Annotated in this window: 22 protein-coding genes and 1 tRNA gene; 15 read left to right on the forward strand and 8 right to left on the reverse strand. The window is 61.2% G+C overall.

Features of this window, described 5'->3' with window-relative positions:
• Positions 1 to 4 precede the first annotated feature (4 nt).
• The 3 genes from ACS4NR_RS06890 to ACS4NR_RS06900 all read right to left on the reverse strand — a co-directional run bounded on the left by ACS4NR_RS06890 (position 5) and on the right by ACS4NR_RS06900 (position 1,321).
• A complete protein-coding gene (locus ACS4NR_RS06890) occupies positions 5 to 730 on the reverse strand; it encodes a hypothetical protein (protein ID WP_456019501.1) in 726 nt (241 codons plus the stop codon).
• Between the two features lie 83 nt (positions 731 to 813).
• Entirely contained in the window at positions 814 to 1,023 is a 210-nt protein-coding gene (locus ACS4NR_RS06895) for a hypothetical protein (protein ID WP_456019502.1), read from the reverse strand.
• 210 nt (positions 1,024 to 1,233) lie between these two features.
• Positions 1,234 to 1,321, reverse strand: a tRNA-Ser gene (locus ACS4NR_RS06900).
• A 123-nt stretch (positions 1,322 to 1,444) separates the two neighbouring features.
• Here ACS4NR_RS06900 and ACS4NR_RS06905 point away from each other — a divergent pair.
• A complete protein-coding gene (locus ACS4NR_RS06905) occupies positions 1,445 to 2,116 on the forward strand; it encodes a Bax inhibitor-1/YccA family protein (RefSeq protein ID WP_095135472.1) in 672 nt (223 codons plus the stop codon).
• 64 nt (positions 2,117 to 2,180) lie between these two features.
• Here the strand turns inward: ACS4NR_RS06905 and ACS4NR_RS06910 are convergent, their stop codons facing one another.
• Positions 2,181 to 2,507, reverse strand: coding sequence for a YceK/YidQ family lipoprotein (locus ACS4NR_RS06910; protein ID WP_095135474.1), 327 nt, complete (start codon positions 2,505 to 2,507; stop codon positions 2,181 to 2,183).
• A gap of 58 nt (positions 2,508 to 2,565) precedes the next feature.
• Positions 2,566 to 3,003 carry an Lrp/AsnC family transcriptional regulator gene (locus ACS4NR_RS06915; protein WP_115987521.1) on the reverse strand — a complete coding sequence of 146 codons (438 nt, stop codon included), beginning with the start codon at positions 3,001 to 3,003 and terminating at the stop codon, positions 2,566 to 2,568.
• A 150-nt stretch (positions 3,004 to 3,153) separates the two neighbouring features.
• On the opposite strand from ACS4NR_RS06915, the gene ACS4NR_RS06920 reads away from it, so the two are divergent.
• Complete coding sequence (locus tag ACS4NR_RS06920; protein ID WP_456019503.1) at positions 3,154 to 4,050, forward strand: DMT family transporter; 897 nt, start codon at positions 3,154 to 3,156, stop codon at positions 4,048 to 4,050.
• Here ACS4NR_RS06920 and ACS4NR_RS06925 read toward each other — a convergent pair.
• The 3 genes from ACS4NR_RS06925 to ACS4NR_RS06935 all read right to left on the reverse strand — a co-directional run bounded on the left by ACS4NR_RS06925 (position 4,037) and on the right by ACS4NR_RS06935 (position 8,718).
• The gene (locus ACS4NR_RS06925; RefSeq protein ID WP_456019504.1) at positions 4,037 to 5,926 is read right to left on the reverse strand and encodes an acyltransferase family protein; all 1,890 of its coding nucleotides are present in this window, start codon (positions 5,924 to 5,926) and stop codon (positions 4,037 to 4,039) included. The two genes, ACS4NR_RS06920 and ACS4NR_RS06925, sit on opposite strands and share 14 nt — an antisense overlap.
• A 79-nt stretch (positions 5,927 to 6,005) precedes the next feature.
• Entirely contained in the window at positions 6,006 to 7,046 is a 1,041-nt protein-coding gene (locus tag ACS4NR_RS06930) for an FUSC family protein (RefSeq protein WP_253149360.1), read from the reverse strand.
• A gap of 46 nt (positions 7,047 to 7,092) precedes the next feature.
• On the reverse strand, positions 7,093 to 8,718 hold the full coding sequence (locus ACS4NR_RS06935; RefSeq protein ID WP_103367488.1) for an NADP-dependent glyceraldehyde-3-phosphate dehydrogenase: 1,626 nt from the start codon (positions 8,716 to 8,718) through the stop codon (positions 7,093 to 7,095).
• A 372-nt stretch (positions 8,719 to 9,090) separates the two neighbouring features.
• Between ACS4NR_RS06935 and ACS4NR_RS06940 the strand changes: the two genes are divergently transcribed.
• From ACS4NR_RS06940 to ACS4NR_RS07000, 13 genes are all read left to right on the forward strand, one after another.
• Positions 9,091 to 9,444, forward strand: a complete 354-nt coding sequence (locus tag ACS4NR_RS06940; protein WP_095135482.1) for a c-type cytochrome — start codon at positions 9,091 to 9,093, stop codon at positions 9,442 to 9,444.
• 76 nt (positions 9,445 to 9,520) lie between these two features.
• On the forward strand, positions 9,521 to 10,849 hold the full coding sequence (locus tag ACS4NR_RS06945) for a D-arabinono-1,4-lactone oxidase (protein WP_456020368.1): 1,329 nt from the start codon (positions 9,521 to 9,523) through the stop codon (positions 10,847 to 10,849).
• 74 nt (positions 10,850 to 10,923) lie between these two features.
• Complete coding sequence (locus ACS4NR_RS06950) at positions 10,924 to 12,132, forward strand: DSD1 family PLP-dependent enzyme (RefSeq protein ID WP_456020369.1); 1,209 nt, start codon at positions 10,924 to 10,926, stop codon at positions 12,130 to 12,132.
• 266 nt (positions 12,133 to 12,398) lie between these two features.
• Positions 12,399 to 13,010 (forward strand): transposase, encoded by a 612-nt coding sequence (locus ACS4NR_RS06955; protein ID WP_007969141.1) that lies wholly within the window; start codon positions 12,399 to 12,401, stop codon positions 13,008 to 13,010.
• Positions 13,011 to 13,067: 57 nt separating this feature from the next.
• A complete protein-coding gene (locus ACS4NR_RS06960) occupies positions 13,068 to 14,666 on the forward strand; it encodes a ShlB/FhaC/HecB family hemolysin secretion/activation protein (RefSeq protein ID WP_456019505.1) in 1,599 nt (532 codons plus the stop codon).
• Between the two features lie 12 nt (positions 14,667 to 14,678).
• The gene (locus ACS4NR_RS06965; RefSeq protein WP_456019506.1) at positions 14,679 to 16,478 is read left to right on the forward strand and encodes a DUF2341 domain-containing protein; all 1,800 of its coding nucleotides are present in this window, start codon (positions 14,679 to 14,681) and stop codon (positions 16,476 to 16,478) included.
• Positions 16,479 to 16,489: 11 nt separating this feature from the next.
• Complete coding sequence (locus ACS4NR_RS06970) at positions 16,490 to 16,915, forward strand: ExbD/TolR family protein (protein WP_041072644.1); 426 nt, start codon at positions 16,490 to 16,492, stop codon at positions 16,913 to 16,915.
• Between the two features lie 3 nt (positions 16,916 to 16,918).
• Complete coding sequence (locus tag ACS4NR_RS06975; protein ID WP_095135494.1) at positions 16,919 to 17,623, forward strand: energy transducer TonB family protein; 705 nt, start codon at positions 16,919 to 16,921, stop codon at positions 17,621 to 17,623.
• A gap of 39 nt (positions 17,624 to 17,662) precedes the next feature.
• On the forward strand, positions 17,663 to 19,360 hold the full coding sequence (locus ACS4NR_RS06980; protein ID WP_456019507.1) for a putative porin: 1,698 nt from the start codon (positions 17,663 to 17,665) through the stop codon (positions 19,358 to 19,360).
• A gap of 18 nt (positions 19,361 to 19,378) precedes the next feature.
• Positions 19,379 to 20,008, forward strand: a complete 630-nt coding sequence (locus tag ACS4NR_RS06985; protein ID WP_456019508.1) for a DNA repair protein — start codon at positions 19,379 to 19,381, stop codon at positions 20,006 to 20,008.
• A 29-nt stretch (positions 20,009 to 20,037) separates the two neighbouring features.
• The gene (locus ACS4NR_RS06990) at positions 20,038 to 20,508 is read left to right on the forward strand and encodes a YbjN domain-containing protein (protein ID WP_456019509.1); all 471 of its coding nucleotides are present in this window, start codon (positions 20,038 to 20,040) and stop codon (positions 20,506 to 20,508) included.
• On the forward strand, positions 20,505 to 21,452 hold the full coding sequence (locus ACS4NR_RS06995) for a peptidylprolyl isomerase (protein ID WP_456019510.1): 948 nt from the start codon (positions 20,505 to 20,507) through the stop codon (positions 21,450 to 21,452). Before ACS4NR_RS06990 ends, ACS4NR_RS06995 begins: the two co-directional genes overlap by 4 nt.
• A 158-nt stretch (positions 21,453 to 21,610) precedes the next feature.
• Positions 21,611 to 22,591: a LysR family transcriptional regulator gene (locus tag ACS4NR_RS07000; RefSeq protein ID WP_456019511.1), complete on the forward strand. Its 981-nt coding sequence runs from the start codon at positions 21,611 to 21,613 to the stop codon at positions 22,589 to 22,591.
• The last annotated feature ends 99 nt before the right edge of the window (positions 22,592 to 22,690 follow it).

The following is a 22,690-nucleotide window of genomic DNA, read 5'->3' on the forward strand; positions in this document are numbered from 1 at the left end:
TCCTTCAGCGTAGACCCGCCTGTGCCGTCTTCATCACAAAACCTTTTCCGGTGCAAGTTGGGCAGTCATCACGCGCATCAAATCGATCGAGGCAGGTGGGGCAAATGCAAAAAGCCGCCGACTCGATATGAGGGCGCATCTTTTCAAAGGCGTGTAGGTTGCGCTCTTCCTGGGCGACTTGAGCAACATCAATCAGAGCGCGGTAAGCGTCTGGATCATCCATTGGCGTGTAATCAACCCCGCGAACAACCCGCTCGGTTTCAACCAGTTGGTACCGGTGCCCATTCAGTTCCAACATCAGGCCTGAGATTGTCCCAATCTTCCGGGAAAGCCCCAAGGTCAGCCGCACACCGTCTGCGCCAGAGTAAACCTTGCCGTCGTAGGTAAAGGAGGCGCCGCGTGGTTCGTCGCTTTCGAAGTTGAATATCGATCGGTTTATTTTGCCAAGCAGCCTTCCGGTGTCGATCTGAACGACATCGTAGGTCGACGCTCCTCGGTACTGACCCGGCGAGTTTTGCAGCTCCTCGACAGAATGCCAGTAGGCAGCGTCTGCCATCTCGTTCATATCGAACTGCTCAAGCTGGTCGATCAGTCCCTCTGTACGCAGGGCAGCAGCCATTTGATGAAGCGTTTCCCGGTGCGCCTCCGGGTTCTGCATGCGGAAGTCCTGGTCGTCGAGAGTCGCGCGCCATTGCTGGAGCCGGAGAGATTTGACTGTGTCGAAATTCATGGAAGGAGATTCGCTGTACAGAAGCTGTATGTATGTACAGTAATCGAGGTGAGCCGAGCGGACGAGGGGAAGGCGACGAGCTGTCAGTCGGGCGCCATCAAAACCGCCAGGGTCATCTTGATGAACTCTTCGTTTTTGTCGATCGTCCAGAGCGCGCCGCGGACGTTCTCGGCGACATCGGCCGAACCGCGCTGCTCGACCCAGTTGGACAGCTCCATGATGGCGGCTTCGAGGGCGAGCTGGTTTTCGTTGATCTTGTAGAGCAGTGACGGGAGCAGGTCGGAGTTGGGCATTTTGGTTTCCTTGGCAGCGAAGGAATCAGCGTAGCACCGTGTTACATGAAGAGTGTTTTAACGATTGGCAGGACGCCGGAGATGGGGAAACTCGGTCGAGTTATGGAACGCGTCCACAAAAGTTATGGAACACATACCGAAAAGCAGAAATTTTCGTAAACCCCAGAAACGACAAAGCCCTGAATAATCAGGGCTTTGTCGTATCAAATATGGCGGAGGCGATGGGATTCGAACTCATGGACCTGTTACAGTCGACGGTTTTCAAGACCGTTGCCTTAAACCACTCGGCCACACCTCCGTTTGCGTTGCGGGCGCCATAATACCTGAATGAAACACACTGTCAAACTCTGTGCATGGCTTGTTACAGAGCGTCTGTTATGATCTTTGCGACTGAACGTTTCAAACCAACAGGAGTGTCGCCATGCGCGAACAGGATTACGCAGTTCACAACAGCGTGCAGGCTGAGCAGCTAGAGGTTAGCCGCGTCCTGCGCAACACATACGGCCTACTGGCGCTCACCCTCGCATTCAGCGGTGTGATGGCGTTCGTGGCGCAGCAGATGCGCGTCGGCTACCCGAACATTTTCGTGGTGCTGATCGGCTTCTACGGGCTGTTCTTCCTCACCAACAAACTCCGTGATTCCGCGTGGGGCCTGGTGTCCGCCTTTGCGCTGACCGGTTTCATGGGTTTCCTGCTCGGCCCGATCCTCAACCGTTACCTGGGCATGCAGGGCGGCGCTGAAGTGGTCAGCTCGGCATTCGCCATGACCGCGCTGGTGTTCGGTGGTCTGTCGGCCTACGTGCTGATCACCCGTAAGGACATGAGCTTCCTCGGTGGTTTCATCACCGCCGGTTTCTTCGTCCTGCTGGGTGCAACGCTGGCGAGCCTGTTCTTCCAGATCAGCGGCCTGCAACTGGCGATCAGCGCCGGTTTCGTGCTGTTCTCGTCGGTGTGCATTCTGTTCCAGACCAGCGCGATCATCCACGGTGGCGAGCGTAACTACATCATGGCGACCATCAGCCTGTATGTATCGATCTACAACCTGTTCGTCAGCTTGTTGCAGATCTTCGGCATCATGAGCCGCGACGACTGATCGCTGTTTGTGAATCAACAAAAAACCCGCTTCGGCGGGTTTTTTGTCGTCTGCGAAAAGCGGATCAGTTGATCACCATGCTGCCATCGGCCTGTTGCTTATAAATCGTGTAGGGCAACAGAAACGTATCCAGCACACCCGAAACCGCTGCATCGACCACCAGACCAAAAGAAGCGTTGTTGTAATTGAACGCGTCGACGTCATCCGGCTTTTCGGCGTGCAGCATGCAGAAGTCGTAGGTTGCACCGCTGTAAATGCGCGGGACCGCGCCGCAGTAGCTTTTTTTGGTTTTCAACTGGTCTACGGAAGCCTTGTCGCTAAGCACAACGGTCTGCACCGTCCCGCACCCGCTGAGCATCAACACTGTCAGCATCACTGCCTGAATTCTCATTACCGCCAATCCTTCGCCGGAAAAACCTCAATCTACGCCGAGCAGGCGCAAAAAGCACTCACGCCATCGGCGGCAATCGGCGTTTGACCGGGGTTTTCTTGACGATCGCGGTGTTGGTTTCAGCCAGCGTATTGAGGCGGTCGAGCAGGGTGTCCAGCTGTTCCATCGAGCGCACGTGCAGGCGGGCGATGAAGCAATCCTCGCCCGTGACCTTGTCGCATTCGGTGAACTCCGGGATCAACATGATCTGCCGCTCCACCTCCTGCAGTTGACCCGGCAGCGGCCGTACACGAACGATCGCCTGGAGCTGATAGCCGAAGCATTTGGGGTCGATTTCGACGGTATAGCCCTTGAGCACGCCGCGCTCCTCCAGGCGGCGCAAGCGCTCGGCCACGCTGGGCGACGACAGGCCGCTGATCTGCGCCAATGCCTTGAGCGAGCGGCGCGAGTCTTCCATCAAGGCGCTGATGAGGATCTGGTCGATATCGTCGGTCATGGCGCAACTCCGGTATTAGGCATTTGCGGGAAACCACCCGCGATAAAAAAGGCAGAATCCGAGTTTAGCCTGCTTTTTGCACTGGAGGCGCTCGGGGTCGGCTTGGCATACTTTTGCCATGCTTTCGTCAAACGCTTAGGGAGATCGATGATGGACAACACAATCCGCCGTGGTTCATTGGAAATGACCGCCGCCATGCTGATTTCCGGGACCATCGGCTGGTTCGTGCTGGTGTCCGGGCAACCGGTGCTGGACGTGGTGTTCTGGCGTTGCGTGTTCGGCGCCGGCACCTTGCTGCTGATCTGCGCGGCATTCGGCTTCTTGCGTCCGGGTATTTTGATCCGCACCACGTTCCTGCTCGCGGTGCTCAGCGGGGTGGCGATTGTCGGCAACTGGGTGTTGTTGTTCGGCTCCTATTCCCGGGCCTCGATCGCCATCGGCACGGCGGTCTACAACGTGCAGCCGTTCATGCTGGTCGGCCTGGCGGCGCTGTTTCTCGGCGAGAAAATCACCTTGCAAAAGCTGTTCTGGCTGGCGATTTCCTTTCTCGGCATGCTGGCAATCGTCAGCGCCCATGGCGGGCAGGGCGAGGGCGGTAGTGACTATCTGCTGGGCATTGCGCTGGCGTTGGGTGCGGCGTTGCTCTACGCGATTGCGGCGCTGATCATCAAGCGCCTGACCGGCACGCCGCCGCATCTGATCGCGCTGATCCAGGTCTGCACCGGAGTGCTGTTGCTCGCGCCGTTCGCGCACTTCAACAGCCTGCCGCAAACCAACGGAGCCTGGGCCAGTCTGGTGACGCTGGGCATCGTCCACACCGGTCTGATGTATGTGCTGCTGTACGGCGCGATCCAGAAACTGCCGACTGCCCTGACCGGTGCGCTGTCCTTCATCTACCCGATTGCAGCGATCTTCGTCGACTGGTTCGCCTTCGGCCATCGACTGGAGATCCTGCAATGGATCGGGGTGGCAGCGATTCTGCTGGCCGCCGCCGGGATGCAACAGGGCTGGGGCCTGAAAGCCCGACGCCAGCTCAAATCGGCTTGATCAGATCCTTGAACAGGCCTTTGAGCTGCTGATTGCCGGCATCCACCAGATGATTGTCGTCAAAGTACAGCGGCACGCCGTCCATGGAACCCATGCAATTGCCGTTGGGGCACAGGTACGGTATCGGATCGATCACCGTCGCGTTGCAGCGGCTGGCGGCGGATTCGATGGTTGCGATGGCGATGCGGTTGCGTTTCTCGTATGCCTGCAACGGCAGGGAAATGTCCGTGGTTTGCCGGAACAACCGCTGATTCAGATTCAGGCCTTTGTAGACGCTGAAGGGCATCTCCGGGATCGGTTTGACGATATACACCGGATGGTTTTCAGCGATCGAGCAGATCGTGCTGACGTACTCTTCGGTATAGGCTTCGGCAAACGCGGTCTGGCGCTCGGGAAAGGAAATCCGATAGCTGTTTTCCCGCCCTGAATCCGCGTACAGCGCCGCACGGCTAAACAGCACCACCGGCACGCCGGCGTACGCGGTTTTCAGTTGTTGCAGCTTTTCCTGATTGAAGCCCCGGCACTGGCTTTCGACGGTCTTGTCGTGCATGGCAAAGTGCGCCAGGGTCGGGCAACCGCCCCGTGACCATGACAGTGCCGCTTGCGGGTTGTGCATTTGCACCGCTGCTGCGGTGGATTGCGCATGACTGTCGCCGTACAGAATTACCGACACATCACCCGTGCCCAGTTTGCAATCCGCCGCCGCATAGGCATTCGGGTAGCACTCCTGCGGATACAGCTTGCTGGTGTATTCCGGCTGGCCGAGTTCGACCAGCGCCGGGCGCCAGTCGGGGTGTTGCTTGACCAGCGACGACGTCGTTGCCGACATGGCCACCACCGCTACCGTCAGCGACGCGAACTTGATCACTGTTCGAGTAGCGGTCGTACCTTTCTTCACCTTCGATTCCACCAGGTAAAAGGACAGGGTGCCGAGGGCGAACGAGGCGATGATTGCGCCGATCACGTGCGGCCAACTGCTCAACAGCCCGCACAGATAAAGCAGTACCACCAGCGGCCAATGCCAGAGGTACACCGAGTAGGAAATGCTCCCGACAAACTGCAGCGCAGGACTTGTGCTGAACACGGATCGGGTGTTGCCGTGAATCACCAGCATCGTCCCCAGTACCGGCACCAGTGCCAGGTAGCCCGGCCACAGATCCGCTTCAGAAAAGCCCAGCACGCCAAGAGCAATCGCCAACAGTCCAAGCCCTTCGCAAATCGCGCCGCCGCGCTGGCTCAATCGTAGGGGAAACATAAAAACCAGCCCGCCAGCGATCATTTCCCAGGCGCGGGTGGGTAGCATGTAGAAGGCGAACGTCGGGTTGAAGCGGGTCACAACGATGGACGCCAGCAGCGAAATCAGCGCCACGACCAGCAAGGCAAAGCGGGTTTTATCGGCACCGAAGAACCGGTGCAGTCCCATTAACAACACGGGATAGAGCAGGTAGAACTGCCACTCCACCGACAATGACCAGGTGTGCAACAACCAGTTTTCATGCAGCGGCGCCGCAAAATAATTGCCGCTTTCAGCAAAGCTGAAGTTCGAGCTGAACAGCAGGCTGCTCTTGATCGTGCGGATCGTCTGGCGCAAATCGTCCAGCGGCAGATACAGATAGCCGAAGATCAGCAGCGCAACGCACAGAACCAGCAGGGCGGGAATGATGCGGCGGGCGCGGGAGGCGTAGAAACCGAGGAGGGAAAAGTTCTGCTGTTGCACACCCTTGAAGATGATGCCGGTCATCAGGAACCCGGAGATGACGAAGAACACGTCTACGCCGACGAATCCGCCTGCGAACCCGGGCACCTTGAAATGGAACAGCACCACCGACAAAACGGCGAGCGCGCGTAACGCGTTGATATTCGTCCTGAACTGCATTTTGCATCCATGTACACGTCCGTTGTGAGCCGCATTGTAGTGATGATGTCGGCTTTGTTACATGGATTTTTCCGTTGATTCAGATGTTCCAGCGCGGTGCCGTCATCGCCAGACGCTGACGCAGCTCACCAATGTTCGCGGCCAGTTGTCGGGTCAGCAAACGGTAACCGTCCAGCGTGCTGTAGACCGGTGTGTCGAGGCTGGCGTCAGGCAACTCCAGCGGGCGCTGCAGGCGTTGCGTGGCGCCGGACTTCAAGGCCCGGGCCATGCCGATCAGTTGCACGCGGATCACCCGGTGTTCGGCCCGCAGCGCTGATTGCAGGTGCGCCATGGCTTCGGGGTCGTTAGCATCCGGGCGGGTGTTGCCGAGGATCTCCAGAGTGCTGACGCACATCCGCAGGTTGCGTTGAATCGCGTCCAGTTCGGTCATGGAGATTTTCACTTCCTTGGACACCGAAGGCATCAGCGAGCGCAGTTGCACCATCACCGTGGTCACCCGGCCCATCAGCTTCAGATGCTCATCGGCGCTGACCGGTTGGCCGCCAATGATCCGCCCGTACAACGTGGCGCAGTCGCGCAAGGCATCAGCCAGGTTGTAGCGCCACGAATACACCGCGTACAGCGGCAGGGCAAAGGAAAAGGCGAGGGCCAGGGCGATGCCGATCAGGATGTCGACCCCGCGCCACAAACCGTCGGTGATCGGGTTGTCACCATGTCCGGCAACGATGAAAACGGTGATTGCCGAGAGCAGGGCGGTGTACCCGCCCTTGCCGATCGCGTGATAGGAGAAGAAGCCGCAGACCACCGCCATGGCAAAGTAGGTCAGCCACGGCAGGCCCAGCCATGCCTGTTGCGCCACCAGCAGCAGACCAACCCCGGCACCGATCAGGGTGCCGGTGGCGCGTTCGGCGGCTTTCTTGCCGATGTTGCCGTGGTGCTGCAGGCCGCCGATCACCACCAGCATGGTCACCGACGCCCACTCGCCGTGGGGCAGGTTGATGCCGGTGGTCAGCAGGATGGTCGCCAGCAGCCCCAGCGCTACCCGCACCGCGTGAATCAGTCGGGCGTGCTGGTAGCGACGGTACGGGTCCAGCAACGGACGCAGGATTCGGCGCAGCAGCGGTGGCAGTCGTTGGGTGCTGAAGGTGCTCAGTGCAAAGTCCTCGTCAGAAGATGTAGTCGGTGGTCAGGAAGCTCGAATCGCGGCCGCGAATGATTTCGCTGATCAGGTCTTTGTTGCTGTCCTGGAACTTGGTCGCCACCAGTGTGCGGATCGAAAACACCCGCAGTGCATCGTGTACCGACAGCGTGCCTTCGGCGGAGTTCTTGCGCCCGTTGAACGGGTAGGTGTCCGGGCCGCGCTGGCACTGGGCGTTGAGGTTGATCCGCCCGACCTGGTTGGCGAAGGTGTCGACCAGTCGGCCGATTGCCACCGGGTTGGTGCCGAACAGGCTCAGTTGCTGGCCGAAGTCCGATTCCAGCACGTAATCGATCACGGTATCGAGGTGACGGTACGGCACGATCGGCACCACCGGGCCGAACTGTTCTTCGTTGTACACGCGCATCTGCGGCGTCACCGGGTACAGCACCGCCGGGTAGAAGAACGACTCGCGACTCTCACCGCCGTTCGGGTTGACCACTTGTGCGCCCTTGCTCTGCGCGTCGGCCACCAGGCCATGCAGGTAATCGACCTTGCCCGACTCCGGCAACGGCGTCAGCGCCACACCGCTGTCCCACGGCATGCCCGGTTTCAGCGTAGCGAGTTTGGCATTGAATTTTTCGATGAAGGCGTCGACCACGTCTTCGTGCACAAACAGGATTTTCAGCGCGGTGCAGCGCTGGCCGTTGAACGATAGCGAACCGGTGACCGCTTCGCTGACTGCATTGTCCAGATCGACTTCCGGCAGAACGATGCCGGGGTTTTTCGCGTCCAGGCCCAGCGCGGCGCGCAAGCGGTGTGGTTTCGGGTGCAGTTTCTTCAGGTCACTGGCTGCCTTGTTGGTGCCGATGAAGGCGAAGATGTCGATCTTGCCGCTGGCCATCAGCGCGCTGACGGTCTCGCGGCCACTGCCGTAGATCACGTTGATCACGCCGCTCGGGAAACTGTCGCGGAACGCTTCGAGCAAAGGGCGGATCAGCAACACGCCGAGCTTGGCCGGTTTGAACACCACAGTGTTGCCCATGATCAGCGCCGGAATCAGCGTGGTGAAGGTTTCGTTCAGCGGATAGTTGTAAGGGCCCATGCACAGTGCCACGCCGAGCGGCACGCGGCGGATCTGGCCGAGAGTGTCCTGTTCCAGCTCGAAACGGCTGGAGCGGCGGTCGAGTTCTTTCAGTGCATTGATGGTGTCGACGATGTAGTCGCAGGTGCGGTCGAACTCTTTTTCCGAGTCCTTGAGGTTCTTGCCGATCTCCCACATCAGCAGCTTGACCACGGCTTCGCGCTGCTGGCGCATCCGGCCGAGAAACGCTTCGACGTGCTGAATCCGTTCGGCCACGCGCATAGTCGGCCACAGGCCCTGACCGCGATCGTAGGCACGCACGGCGGCGTCGAGGGCGGTGAGCGCGGTGTCGGCGTCGAGCAACGGGGTGCTGCCGAGAATAACTTGTTCATCGCCGTTTTCACCGTGCAGGTACACCGGGCTGCGCACGGTGGCGAGCGGGCCGTCCCAGCGCCGCAGTTCGCCATCGACGAGGTATTCGCGTTGCTCGACCTGACCGTCGAGGCGGTATTTTTCCGGGATGTCGCTGACAGAAGGGAACAGATTGCCAAGGATGTTTGCTGTGGTCATGTCGCTACCCCGTGTTGATGTCCGTATACAGATCAAAAAGTCTTTACAGGTTATACGCCTGAATGCGCCGAAATTTAAACCCGCCAATGTCACGCGAATGTCACGCAGATCCCCGGAGCAGAGCTTTGACTGGTTTATGAAATCCACTGTGGGAGCGGGCTTGCTCGCGAATGCGTCCTTTCAACTGACATCCTCATTGCTGACACACCGCATTCGCGAGCAAGCCCGCTCCCACCGTTGAATCGGGTTGCCTGAACACTTTCTACTGGCCCCGTTTGCCCCCATCGTTGTCCCGCAATGCCCTCAGCCCGCAGCCGTGACTGCCTTAAGGTGGGATCACAACAATAAGCGCTGCCATCCTTGAGGATCGTTATGCGGGCAATCCCACTCACTTTACTGCTGGCGCTGTCCATGACGCTGTGCGGCTGCGACGAAAAATCCGCACCGCCGGCGACCACTCGCAACGCCACCCCCTCCGACCCGGCCCTGGCGCAGATCTACGTCAACAGCTGCCAACTGTGCCACGCCAACCCGGCTGCCAATGCGCCGCTCACTGGTGATCGTCAAGCCTGGGAACCACGCATCCGCCAAGGCGCCGACACGCTGCTCGACCACGCCATCAATGGCTACAACGGCATGCCGCCGATGGGCCAGTGCGTCGAGTGCACTGAAGAGCAATTCCTGCAACTGATCGGCTTCATGGCCGACCAGCCCCTCCCACAGTAAGGGTGCGCGCATGAGCATGGATCTGACACGGCGTCAGTTGTTGCAACGGGCAAGCATCGTCGGCGCGTTTAGTGCGTTGGCGGCCAATCCCGCGCTGGGGCAATTGATGCGCGCCCCGCGACTGATTCCCTGGCGCAACTGGTCGGGCGGGCAGAGTTGCCTGCCGGCGGCGCGGCTGGCGCCGAAGAACCTCGATGAACTGACCGCCGCGATCCGTCAGGCTCAGGGCAAAATCCGCCCGGTCGGTTCGGCACATTCGTTCAGTGCGCTGGTGCCCACCGACGGCACGCTGCTGTCGCTCAGCTACTTCACCGGTTTGCTCGACCACGACCCGAAAACCCTGCAGGCCGAATTCGCCGCCGGCACGCCGATGTCGCGCATGGGCGTGCCGCTGAAGGACGTCGGTCAGGCCCTGCAGAACATGGCCGACATCGACTACCAGACCCTCGCCGGGGCAATTTCCACCTCGACCCACGGCACCGGCACAACCTTTCAGTCCTATTCGGCGCACGTCTGCGGCATGCAACTGGTGACGGCCAATGGCGAGGTGCTGGACTGCGACAGCCAGCGCCACCCGGAAGTGTTCAATGCCGCGCGGGTGTCCCTCGGCGCGTTGGGTGTGGCGACGAAAATCCGTCTGCAAAACCGCCCGGCCTATCGCTTGCGCGAGCGCCAGTGGATCGCCAGGACCGAAGAGCTGCTGGAAGACCTCGACAAAAACACCCGGGAAAACCAGCACTGGGAAATGCTCGTGGTCACCCATTCCGATTACGCCTTGTCCATCGCCCTCAACGAAACCAGCGACCCGGCCACGCCGCCGATTCCGCCCGAAGAGGAGGGCGGCAATGAGTTCGTGACCCTGATCGAGAAGATCGACAAATACGGCAGCGACTTCCCCGAGCTGCGCCGCACGCTGCTCAACAGCCTGCGCCATCTGGCGAGTTTCGATGATCGGGTCGGCGACTCGTTCGACATCTACGCCAACGTGCGCACCGTGCGCTTCAACGAGATGGAATATTCGGTGCCCGCCGAACACGGCCCGGCCTGTCTGCGTGAAATCCTCAAGCTGATTGAGGACAAGGACCTGCGTACCTGGTTTCCCATCGAGTACCGCTACGTCAAGGCTGATGACATTCCGCTGAGCATGTTCGAGGGCCGCGACAGCTGTTCGATCTCGGTGCACCAGCATTACCAGATGGATCATCACAACTTCTTCGCCGCGGTCGAGCCGATCTTCTGGAAGTACAACGGCCGTCCGCATTGGGGCAAGTTGCATTCGCTCAATGCGCGCACCCTGCAACCGCTGTATCCGCGCTGGCGCGAGTTCGTCGAGGTGCGTCAGGCACTGGATCCGAGCGGGCGCTTTCTCAACGCGCATCTATCGTCGATTTTGGGGGTGAACTGATGGCGGTCAACCGACGCAATTTTCTCCTCGGCACGCTGGGTGTCGGCGCTTTGTTGGTGGGCGTGGGCGCCTGGCTGCGACCGAGTGATCGTGGCGGCCCGTACAGCGAGTATTTTCGCGCGCTGAATAAAGAGTTGAAGGACAACGGCCCGATGCGCCCGGTGCTGCTGATCGATCTGGATCGCCTCGATCACAACATCGACGTAGTGATGCAGTCGGTCAAACGCGGCGGCAAGCAATTGCGTCTGGTGGAAAAATCCCTGCCGTCTCCGGGGTTGTTGAGCTACATCGCACAACGGGCCGGGACGCAAAAACTCATGTCGTTTCACCAGCCGTTTCTCAATCACGATGCGCTCACGTTTCCGCAGTCCGACATCCTGCTCGGCAAGCCGCTGCCGGTGCGTTCGGCCGAGCTGTTCTATCAAACCCACAAAGGCCCGTTCGATCCGTCCAGACAGCTGCAATGGCTGCTCGACGGGCCTGAGCGCTTGCAGCAATACCTCGCGCTGGCAAAGAGTTTGGGCACGCGGATGCGCATCAACATTGAACTGGATGTCGGCCTGCATCGCGGCGGGGTCAGTGATGTGAATGTGCTGGGGCAGATGCTCACGCTGATCAGCGCCAACCCGCAGCACTTGGCGTTCGCCGGGTTCATGGGCTACGACCCGTTTGTGGGCATGGGCGTGCCGGGGATACTCGGCTCACCGGAAGAACTGTTCGCCAAGGTGATGGTGATTTATCAGCGTTGCGTGGATTTCACTCGCCAGCAGTTTCCGGCGTTGTGGAACGAAAATCTGTGCCTGAACACCGCCGGCAGCCCGAGTTACCGCATCCACGAAAACGAAAAGCTGAGCACTGAGGTGTCGGTGGGCACGGCGATGCTCAAACCGACGCATTACGACCTGCCGTCGCTGGTTGACCACGTGCCGGCGACCTACATCGCCACGCCTGTGTTGAAGAGCACGGGGGCGGTGAATATCCCGGCGCTGGACGACAAGTCGACGTTGTTCTCGTGGTGGGACACCAATCAGCGCCAGACCTTTTTCATCTACGGCGGTTACTGGATGGCCGAGTTCGAATCGCCGCCGGGGTTGCAGAGCAATGGGGTGTATGGGCGCAGTTCGAATCAGGAGATGGTCAACGGTTCCAACGCCGTCGGCCTGACCGTCGAGGATCAAGTGTTTCTGCGCCCGACCCAGACCGAAGCCGTGCTGCTGCAATTCGGTGATCTGCTGGCGGTGCGTGACGGCAAGATCGTCGACAACTGGCCGGTCTACACCTGACCCAAAAACACCTCAGATCCCCCTGTGGGAGCGGGCTTGCTCGCGAAGGCGTCCTGTCAGCTGACACCCTCATGGCTGATACACCGCATTCGCGAGCAAGCCCGCTCCCACAGTTTGATTTGTGTGCCGCTCACACCTTCTGTAATGAAGCTTTTATGACAAAAGTTCGGTAGCACATAGCCAGTCCGGTCATGCCTATGTAACGCGCTTGAGGGGCCCAACGGGGCGCTTTTCACAAGCCGAGGCGGGACGCCGGGAGTGAGGCAATGGGGACTATGGAACGCTACTCGAAAGTGGGCATGCAGGAACTCGATCAGCGCCTGTCGAAGATCGTCGAAGCGGCGCGCAAGAAGCCGGTTTCGGTGTATCGCTACGGCGCGCCGTGGGTCTGGATCGTCTCGCAGGATGATTGGCAGGGAGCCTTGAAAGAGGTCTCCAGCTACATTCCGCCAGGCCATTCGCTGGTGTTGCTGCGCCCGCAGATCGACGACTTGCTCGATGCCCACCAAGGCCTCCTGCACGAACTGAATGCCGAGCCCGGCATGCTCATCCCCGCGCAAACCGTCATGCACATCCTGCTCCTGCAACTGCTGTATTCGGTGCCCAGCGAGCAGCAACTGTATGAACAACTCAATTACAACCTGCTGTTCCGCTGGTTCGTCGGTCTTGGCCTGAACCAGAAAGTCTGGAGCTTCAACGTCCTCAGTCGCGACATCGCCACGCTGCTCAACAACCCGCGTGCGGTGCAGCTCATTCAGAAAATCATCGGCGAAGTGTTCTGCGGTGCCTTGCTGCAAATGCCCGAGTTCTCCTTGAACTTCGCGCTCCTGCACACCTGGCTCGGCAAGCACAGCGGTGCCTCGACAGTCAGCAATTGACGCAACACACAAGGCGCGCAACAGCGCCAACAGGTCATCGCGAATTCAGGGGGTAGTGTGGATCAGATTTTCACGTCACGGCTGGCGCTGTGGGGCTGGCTACTGGTGACGGCCGGCGCGCAACCGGCGTTCGCCGAAGAGGCTGCCCAAGACGCCGCGCCGCAACGTCTGGTGGACGTCAACGAATACTTCGTGCGCGGCAACACCGTGCTCGACGCGCGGGCTATCGAAGAAGCGGTGTACCCGTTTCTCGGCCCGCAAAAAGCCATGACTGACATCGAAGGCGCCCGCGATGCCTTGCAGAAGGCTTATCAGGAGCGCGGCTACCAATCGGTGTTCGTCGAGTTGCCGGAGCAAGCGGTAGCGGACGGCATCGTCTATCTGCAAGTCAGCGAAACCAAGGTCGGCCGCGTGCGTGTGGTCGGCGCCAAACACTATTCGCCGCTGGACATCCGCGACAACGTCCCGGCGCTGAAAGAAGGCGAGGTGCCGGACTTCGCCAAGGTTCAGGGCGAACTGGCGCAGCTCAATAAAACCCCGGGCCGCCAGGTCATGCCGCTGGTGCGCGAAGGGCAACGCCCCGGCACCATGGACGTCGATTTGCAGGTCGAAGACCAGAACCCGTGGAGCGCCAGCGTCGGCCTCAACAACGACTACAGCGCCGACACCGAGAAGCTGCGCGCCGTGACTAGCCTCGGCTACAACAACCTCTGGCAGCTCGGCCACAGCATCAACCTGACGTACTTCACCGCGCCGCAGGACACCGACAACGCCAAGGTCTGGTCGGCTTCCTACACCGCGCCGCTGACCGAGCGCTGGAGCGTGCAATTCTCCGGTTATCAGTCCGACAGCAACGTCGCCACCATTGGTGGCAGCAACGTGCTGGGAAAGGGCCATTCCTATGGCGTGTCGGCGATCTACACGTTGCCGTCCAGTGGCAACTGGTCGAACTCGCTGTCGGCCGGTATCGACTTCAAGGACTTCGACGAGCGTCTGACCCTGTCCGGCGAGAGCGACAAGGTGCCGCTGAAATACGCGCCGTTCACCTTCGCCTACAACGGCTTCCGCTACACCGAAAAGAGTCAGCTCGGCCTCGGTCTGAGCCTGGTCGCGGCCACCCGCAGCATTTTCGGCTACGGCAGTTCCGACGAAGACTTCGACTACAAACGCTACCGCGCCAATCCGAGTTTCGCTGTGGTCAAGGGTGACAGCAATTTCACTTGGACCTTCGACAACGACTGGCAGAGCGCGAGCAAAGGCGCGTTCCAGCTGGCGTCGGGGCCGCTGGTTTCCAACGAACAGTTTTCCGCTGGCGGCGCGACCTCGGTGCGCGGCTATCTGGCGGCCGAGCGCACCGGCGATGACGGCGTGCTGCTCAGTCAGGAGCTGCGCACCCCGTCGCTGGCGAAATACGCCGGCAGCTGGATGCAGGAATGGCGCTTCTACGCCTTCGCCGAAGGCGCGCAACTGTATCTGCGTGACGAGTTGCCGGACCAGGACGCCAGTTATGCCCTGGCCAGCGTCGGCCTCGGCACCCGCGCCAGCCTCAGCAAATGGCTGTCCGGCAGCCTCGACTGGGGTTACCCGCTACTCGAAGGGCCGAACACCTCGAAGCAGGAATCGCGCCTGCACTTCAACCTTCAAGCCACTTTCTAAAGGAGCACGTTCATGCAGCGCCTCATTCTTTCGTTGTTGATCTGCCTGGGCTTCGTGCTCCCGGCCACGGCGCAGGCCTGGTGGCAGGACGACTGGCATTACCGCAAACAGATCGCCGTCGACACCACGCCGCAGGGTGCCGGGATCAATCAGGCGCTGGGCCGCACCGCGCTGCTGGTGCGCTTGCACACCGGCAATTTCACCTTTGACGGGGTCAAGGAAGACGGCGCGGATTTGCGCTTCGTCGCCGCCGATGACAAAACCGTGCTCAACCACCAGATCGAAAGCTTCGACGCGTTGATGGGGATGGCGCTGATCTGGGTCGATGTGCCGAATGTCGAGGGCGGTCAGCGTCAGGACATCTGGATGTACTACGGCAATCAGAAGGCCCCGGCCACCGGCAACGGCCAGTTGACCTTCGATCCGAATTACACCGCGCTGTATCACTTCGACGGCGCCACCGGCACCCCGGCCAAGGACACCAGCGCCTACGGCAACACCGCACAAAGCGCCACCGGTGCGGCGATTGACGGTGTAGTAGGGCGCGCCTTGCAGTTCAGCGGCCAGCCGTTGCTGCTGCCGGCCAGCCCATCGTTGCAGCACAACGCGGGCAGCGCGTTCACCTTCAGTGCGTGGCTGCGGCTGGACCAGGCCAATGGCGAGCAACTGATCCTTGCCCGCCGCGAAGGCGCCAACAGCCTGCTGGTCGGGGTCAATCAAGGTGTGCCGTTTGTGGAGATCGACGGCCAGCGCGCCGTGGCCTCTCAGCCGCTGAATCCGGGCCAATGGCAGCACGTCGCGCTGACTGCCGAAGGTTCGAAAGTCAGCCTGTACATCAACGGTCGTGAGAGTGCGACCCTCGCGCAAGCGACGCCGGCGTTCAATTCGGTGATGGCGATTGGCGCCGATCTGGCCGCTGGCCCGTACCAGCCATTCGTGGGCGCCATCGACGAACTGCGTTTGTCGAAAGTCGCGCGTCCGGCGCCGTTGCTGCTGGCCGACGCCACCGCGCAAGGCGCCGAGTCGAAACTGGTGGCCTACGGTGTCGACGAAGAACAGTCCGGCTTCGGTTTCGGCAGCCTCGGTTTCCTGTTGAACGCGGTACCGGTCGACGCCTGGGTGATCATCGCTGTGCTGGTGCTGATGATGTTCCAGTCGTGGATCATCATGCTGCGCAAGAACCGCACCCTCAGCCGCGTGAGCAAGGCCAACGAGGACTTCCGCGAGCAGTTCGCCAAGGTCGGTACGCGTCTGGAAATGTTCGCCGATGACGCGCAACTGGCCCAGCGTCTGCAGCACTCGCCGCTGTGGCGCCTGTACTCGGTGGCGGTCAAGGAAATCCGTACCCGCCGCGAGCAGGGCGCCGATACCTCTTCGGTGTCGGCAGCGACCATTGAAGCGATCCGCTGCTCGATGGACGGCGTGCGCACTCGCGAGAACCAGGCCCTCAGCTCGAAACTCTCGACCCTGTCCAACGCCATCGCCGGCGGCCCGTACATCGGCCTGCTCGGCACCGTGCTGGGGATCATGGTGGTGTTCCTCGGCACCGCCATGGCCGGCGACGTCAACATCAACGCCATCGCGCCGGGCATGGCCGCTGCATTGCTCGCCACCGCCATGGGCCTGTTCGTCGCGATCCCGGCGCTGTTTGGCTACAACCGCCTGATCACCCGCAACAAGGAAGTCAGCGCCGACATGCGCGTGTTCGTCGACGAGTTCATCACCCGTCTGGCGGAGATGCACGGCGAAGGCCAGTCCAGCGAAGCGGCGCATCAGCGCGGCCATCACGCCAACCACTCCGTACCGGCCTGAGGAGCACTGCCATGGCGTCCGTAAATGCCTCCCACGACGATGACGAAGATGCAGCGGTGGACAGTATCAACATCACCCCATTGGTCGACGTGCTGATGGTGGTGCTGGTGATGTTCATCCTCACCGCCACCGCGCAGGTCTCCGGGATCCAGATCAACCTGCCCAAGGCCAGCGCCGCCGTGTCGCTGTCCGAGGCCAAGACCAAGGCGATTTCGGTCAACGACGGCGGTCAGGTGTTCCTCGACGCCTACCCGGTGACCCTTGCGGAGCTGGAAGAGCGCCTGCGCATCGAGAAAGCGCAGAGCCCGGACTTCCCGGTGATCGTGCGCGGCGACGCCACGGTGCAATACCAGAAGGTCATTGAAGTGCTGGATCTGTTGCGCCGGCTCGAACTGTCTCAGGTCGGTCTGGTGACCGGCAAACCGACGCAGGGCTGAGTGATGACCGCACAACTTCCGATCGAGCCGCTGCCGGTGAAACGCTCGCCGTTGCGTTACTTGAAGTGGGGCGCCGGGCTGCTACTCGGCGCGCTCGCCGCGTGGTTTCTGTGGCAGTGGGCCAACGACATGAGCGGCGTGCGCCGTGAAGCGCCGAAGGTGCCGACGATCATTCCGTTGCCGCCTCCGCCACCGCCACCTCCGGAAAAACCGCCGGAGCCGGAAACCCCGGTGGAAGAAAAAGTCGTCGAGCCGGAGCCCACGCCCGAGCCGCAAGAGGTCAAGCCTGAGGAAGAGGCGCCGCCATCGCCGGCGGACGATCTGGCCAACCCGATGCAAATGGACGGTGACGCGCAGAGTGGCAACGACGCTTTCAACATCGGCGCCGGCAAGGGCGGCGGCATGGCCGGCGCGGGTGGCGGACGCCTGGGCACCGGCACTTACAGCCAGTTCCTCGCATTCACTTTTCAGCGTTTGCTGCGCGAAAACCCCGACCTGCGCAACCTCGCATTTTCGCTGCAGGCCGATGTGTGGCTGAGCAGCGTCGGCGAAATCACCCGGGTCGAGCTGGTCAAGTCCAGCGGCAAGCCCGAGATCGACACCCAGGTGCTGGCGGCGCTGCGTAACGCACCGCACCTGAGCGAACGGCCACCGGCCTCCATTACCTTGCCTGTGCGCCTGTCCTTGCAAGGGCGGCGTCCGGGTTAACCGAATTCATAAAGCTGTATGAAAAGGAGTTGTGTGCAGATGATTTCCAACGTGAATCGATTGTCCCTGGCGGTCGGCATGGTCATCGCGACCCTGGTCGGTCAGGCCGCGGCAGCGCCTGCGCCCTCGGAGAACGCCACGATCAATCTGATCCGCTTGCTGGTCGAGCAGGGCATTCTGAAACAGGACAAGGCTGACGCGCTGATCGCCCAGGCGCAGAACGAAGCCGCCCAGGCCAAGCAGGCAGCGGCTTCTACTGCGGTGGCGGCAGGTCCGGTGGCCGCACCGGGCGATGTGCGCGTGCAGTACGTGCCCGCCGCGGTGCGCGACCAGATCCGCGATCAGGTCAAGGCCGAAGTCATGGCCACCGCCAAGCAGGAAAACTGGGCGGCGCCCAATACCTTCCCGGACTGGGCGTCGCGCATCAGCTTCGACGGCGACATTCGTCTGCGTGACGAGTCGCGCTACTACTCGGGCAGCAACAGCAACGAAATCGTCGACTTCGCCAAACTCAACAACAACGGCCCGTACGACGTGAACCCCAACAGCAGCACCAATCTGCCGCCGTTGCTCAACACCCGTGAAGATCGCACCAACCAGTTCCGCCTGCGCGCACGGCTGGGCATGAAAGCGGTGATCTCGCCGGAATGGACCGCCGGCATCCGCATCGGTACCGGCTCGGACAACAACCCGGTGTCGACCACGCAGAACCTCGGCGGCGGCTTCTCGAAAAAGGACATCTGGCTCGATCAGGGCTACCTGAACTGGAAACCCACCGACGAGCTGACCCTGACCGGCGGGCGCTTCGCCAACCCGTTCATGTCCACCGACATGCTCTATTCCAACGACCTGAACTTCGACGGCGTGACGGCGATTTTCGACCACAAGCTCAACCGCGACTGGGGCGTGTTCGGCACCGTCGGCGCGTTCCCGGTGGATTACACCAACGACACCAGCACCAGCAACGGTTTCGACAAGGAAGAAAGCGACAACAAGTGGCTGTACGGTGCGCAGATCGGCGCCAAGTGGGCGATCAACAGCAACAACCGCCTCAAGGGTGCGCTGGCCTATTACCGCTTCGACGACATTCAGGGGCAGCGTTCCAGCCCTTGTGAGCCGTGGGCCGGCGCTCCGGGTTGCGACACCGACGGCAGCCGTGCAGCGTTCATGCAGAAGGGCAACAGCGTGTTCCTGCTGCGTGACATCACGCCGAACCCGGCCAACCCGACCACCACGCCGCAGCCGCAATTTGTCGGTCTGGCGTCGGAGTTCAACCTGCTCGACCTGAACCTGGTGTGGGACGCCGATCTGCCAGAGGACTTCAAGCTGCGCAGCCAGGGCAACTACATCCACAACCTCGGTTACGACGAAGGCGACATGCGCAAACGCTCCGAGGGGCAGATCGTCAACAACCTCAACAGCAATGGCCAGATCGAAAGCGGCGCCAATGCATGGATGGTGCAGTTCACCCTCGGCAATACGCTGGACCTGAAGAAGCAGGGCGACTGGAATATGTTCGCCGGCTACAAGTACATCCAGCCGGACGCCTTGCCCGACGGCTTCAACGATTCCTCGTTCCACCTCGGCGGCACCAACGCCAAGGGCTATTTCCTCGGCGGCAATTACGGTCTGGCGAAGAACGTCTACGCCACCGGCCGCTGGCTGAGCACCGAGGCGGTGTACGGCGCGCCGTTCGACATCGACGTCTTGCAGCTTGAGATCAACACGCGCTTCTAAGGCGCCGGGAGTATGGTCATGCACGCACGAGTTTTTCTGTTGGGGCTGAGTTTTTTCATCGCGCAAGGCGCGCACGCCGAAGGCATGGAAGAGCGTCTGCGCACCCAGTTGCGCAGCACCACTCAGCAGTTGCAGGCCCTGCAAAGTCAGCAGGCTCAAGCCAGCGCCGCGCAACTGGCGGCGCAGAACGAAACCAAGGCCGCGCAGGCGCAGATCAAGCAATTGACCGCCGAACTGGCCAAGGCCAAAGGCGTCGCCGAACAGTTGGCCGGCCAGCAGCAGAACCTGCACAACCAGGCCCAGGCGCAAGTCGCGGCGAGTAACGAACAGGTCGGCAAGTTCAAGAAGGCCTACGACGAGTTGCTGGTCATGGCGCGTGCCAAAGAGGCAGAACGGTCTAAGCTTCAAGCGCAATTGGCTGAACGTGACACACAAGTGCAGCAATGTTCAGTCAAGAATCAGCAGATGTATGGCGTCGCCAAGCAGATCCTCACAGCCTACGAAAACATCGATGTGGCCGAGGTGATGAAGATCCGCCAGCCCTTTGCGGGCAGCGCCCGGGTCAAGTTCGATGAACTGGCTCAGGGCTTTGGCGATGAACTGTACAAGACTCAATTCGATGCGCCACAAGCTGCGATTGCGCACTGATTAAAAGACTCATAGACAAGGAAGAAGTAATGACTCAATTGATCTCCCACGTATCCCCACAATCCCTGACCGACGTCCTGCAAGCGGCCGGTTATCGCGTCAACCAGAGCGAACAGAACGGCATCGTACAGTTGCTCAGCGCCAGTCAGGGCATCGGTTATGCCGTGCGTTTCGGCAACCCGGCGGTGGAGCAGGGCAGCTACGTCGATTTCACTTTCAGCTGCGCGCTGCGGGTGCAAGGTGAGTTGCCACAGGGCGTGGCCGAACAGTGGAACGCCACCCGGCGTTTTGCGCGGTTGTCGCTGCAGGGCGAGTTTCTGGTGATGGAAATGGACGTGGTGCTGGCCGCCGGTGTGAGCAACGATCACCTGCGCGGCAACCTGGAATTGTGGGATCGCCTGTTGCAGGAGTTCATCGTCTACCTGCGTGATTTCAGCCAGGCTGCGCAAGCCTCGACCGCCAAAGTCGCTTCCGCTGAGCAAGAGGAAGTCGCGCTGTGAAGAAGCCTGCCATGGTGATCGGCGCCGGGGCAGTGGCGCTGTTGGTGGTAGCCGTGGCGCTGGTGCTGCGACCGGGCACTGACCCGGTCGCAGCGCAGCAATCGTCGCCCTTGGCGGCGGTTGCAACAGGGCCTGCGGTAGCGCGGTTGGGCAATCAGCAGGTGACGCCGCAGGAGTTGCAGGCGTTGTTGGCGACCGTCCCGCCGGCGACTCGCGAACAATTGCGCGGCAACCGTGAAGCGCTGGAGCGCTGGATTCGTGCGCGTCTGGCTGAGAAAGCCGTGCTGGAGCAGGCCGATGCTCAGGGCTGGGCGCAGCGTCCGGACGTGGTGCGGCAAACCCGCGCGGCCACCGAGCAGATCGTCTTTCGCGATTACCTGCGCTCGGTCAGCACGGTGCCGGCGGACTACCCGAGTACGGCCGAGTTGCAGCAGGCGTATGACGCTGGCAAAGGCAACTGGCAGACTCCGGCGTTGTACCGGGTGAGCCAGATTTTCCTCGCTGTGAATGAGCCGCAGAACCTCGAAGCGGTGCGCAAGCAGGCGACCGAGCTAAGCAAGAAAGCCCAGAGCACGCCGGGGGATTTTGCCGCGCTGGCGACTCAGTATTCGCAGGATCGGCTGACCGCCGAACGCGGCGGCGATACCGGGCTGCAACCGTTACAGCAACTGGTGCCGGAGGTGCGGGGTGCGGTGGCGAAATTGAAGGTCGGCGCAGTGTCAGACCCGGTGCAGAGTGTAGCCGGCTTCCATGTGATCAAACTCACCGAACAGCAACCGGCACGTACTGCGACCCTCGACGAACTGCGCGACCAACTGACCCAGGCCTTGCGTGCGCAACGGCAGGAGCAGATTGCCCAGGCGTATCTGGACGGGATGCTCAATACCGCGACGTTGAGTATCGACGGGGCCGAGCTGAACAAGGTCCTCGAAACCAACAATTAGAGCACTGGCACACCACAAACCCTGTAGGAGTGAGCCTGCTCGCGATAGCGATGTGTCAGGCAAAGAGATGTCAGCTGTGCCGACGCTATCGCGAGCAGGCTCACTCCTACAGGGGATCTGCGCAATGTCTAAATACAAAGATCGACAGGGAGTCATCGATGTCATTCACCGAACCTGCAGGACGACAGGGTAGCCCCGACTATCGCTGGGCACAGGGCGAGCGCGAGCCGTGGCTGGCGCAAGCCGCGACCATTGATGCCGAGGTCGCGCAATACTTTCTGGTCAGTGCCCGCTGTGGTTGCTTCATGCAGGCGGCGCGCAGCCTCAACGTGCGCTCGACCTTGCTGCGCAAGCAACTGGCGCAGCTGGAGCAAACGCTGCAGCACTCGTTGTTCAGCTTTCAGGGCAGCGCCCTGAGCCTGACCCGCGAGGGCCAGCAACTGCAGGCGCAACTGGTCGCGCTGGCCCACGAACGCAAACTGCCGGTGGTCGAGCAGCCGCTGATCCGCCTGGCGGTTGCCGAATCGATCCTGCATGACATCCTCGGTCGCGACCTGATCGCATTGCTGCGCCGCAATGCCAGCGTGCGCCTGGAGATCATTGCGCTGGACAGCGAACTTGCGCTGCGTGCGGTCAGTGCCGACGTGGTGCTGTGGCTGGCCCACGGCGAAACCCCCAGCCCCGGCCCGACCTTCGCCACCAGTCAGCCGCAGGCCCTGGCGCGTCTGGATTACCTGCCGCACATCGCCAAGCGCTATTCCCGGGTCACCGCGCGCCCGGCGAGTGCCGACGACCTCAGCGATTTCATGCTGGTGCAATGGCAGCACGACCGGCAGATCGACAGCTTCCGGCCATGGAATGAGCTGGTCGAACAACGCCTGGCCGGCGTGGTGCAGATGCAGTCCTATGAGCTGATGCTGGAAATGATCCGCTGCAGCGCCTGCATCGGTTTGTTGCCGGCGTACATGAGCCGCTTCGATCGCGGGTTGATTGCGCTGCCGGGGCTGTTTGACGAGCCGATGCAGTTGCAGGCATGGCTGGCGGTCAACGCTGATTCCCGGGACGTCGCCGAAGTGCAAACCCTGGTCGAACTGATCCAGCACACCTTCAACGAACGCCAGGAATGGTTCCAGACCTGATCTTTCCAACACCCCCAATCCCCTGTGGGAGCGGGCTTGCTCGCGAAAACGGTCTGAAATTCAACATCTGTGTTGCCTGACACACCGCTTTCGCGAGCA

Source organism: Pseudomonas sp. JQ36, from assembly GCF_053851495.1.

Coding starts and splice junctions, on each gene's coding strand:
- ACS4NR_RS06890 (WP_456019501.1), bottom strand. CDS start 730: ATGAATTTCGACACAGTCAAATCTCTCCGGCTCCAGCAATGGCGCGCG.
- ACS4NR_RS06895 (WP_456019502.1), bottom strand. CDS start 1,023: ATGCCCAACTCCGACCTGCTCCCGTCACTGCTCTACAAGATCAACGAA.
- ACS4NR_RS06905 (WP_095135472.1), top strand. CDS start 1,445: ATGCGCGAACAGGATTACGCAGTTCACAACAGCGTGCAGGCTGAGCAG.
- ACS4NR_RS06910 (WP_095135474.1), bottom strand. CDS start 2,507: ATGAGAATTCAGGCAGTGATGCTGACAGTGTTGATGCTCAGCGGGTGC.
- ACS4NR_RS06915 (WP_115987521.1), bottom strand. CDS start 3,003: ATGACCGACGATATCGACCAGATCCTCATCAGCGCCTTGATGGAAGAC.
- ACS4NR_RS06920 (WP_456019503.1), top strand. CDS start 3,154: ATGGACAACACAATCCGCCGTGGTTCATTGGAAATGACCGCCGCCATG.
- ACS4NR_RS06925 (WP_456019504.1), bottom strand. CDS start 5,926: ATGCAGTTCAGGACGAATATCAACGCGTTACGCGCGCTCGCCGTTTTG.
- ACS4NR_RS06935 (WP_103367488.1), bottom strand. CDS start 8,718: ATGACCACAGCAAACATCCTTGGCAATCTGTTCCCTTCTGTCAGCGAC.
- ACS4NR_RS06940 (WP_095135482.1), top strand. CDS start 9,091: ATGCGGGCAATCCCACTCACTTTACTGCTGGCGCTGTCCATGACGCTG.
- ACS4NR_RS06955 (WP_007969141.1), top strand. CDS start 12,399: ATGGGGACTATGGAACGCTACTCGAAAGTGGGCATGCAGGAACTCGAT.
- ACS4NR_RS06965 (WP_456019506.1), top strand. CDS start 14,679: ATGCAGCGCCTCATTCTTTCGTTGTTGATCTGCCTGGGCTTCGTGCTC.
- ACS4NR_RS06970 (WP_041072644.1), top strand. CDS start 16,490: ATGGCGTCCGTAAATGCCTCCCACGACGATGACGAAGATGCAGCGGTG.
- ACS4NR_RS06975 (WP_095135494.1), top strand. CDS start 16,919: ATGACCGCACAACTTCCGATCGAGCCGCTGCCGGTGAAACGCTCGCCG.
- ACS4NR_RS06980 (WP_456019507.1), top strand. CDS start 17,663: ATGATTTCCAACGTGAATCGATTGTCCCTGGCGGTCGGCATGGTCATC.
- ACS4NR_RS06985 (WP_456019508.1), top strand. CDS start 19,379: ATGCACGCACGAGTTTTTCTGTTGGGGCTGAGTTTTTTCATCGCGCAA.
- ACS4NR_RS06990 (WP_456019509.1), top strand. CDS start 20,038: ATGACTCAATTGATCTCCCACGTATCCCCACAATCCCTGACCGACGTC.
- ACS4NR_RS07000 (WP_456019511.1), top strand. CDS start 21,611: ATGTCATTCACCGAACCTGCAGGACGACAGGGTAGCCCCGACTATCGC.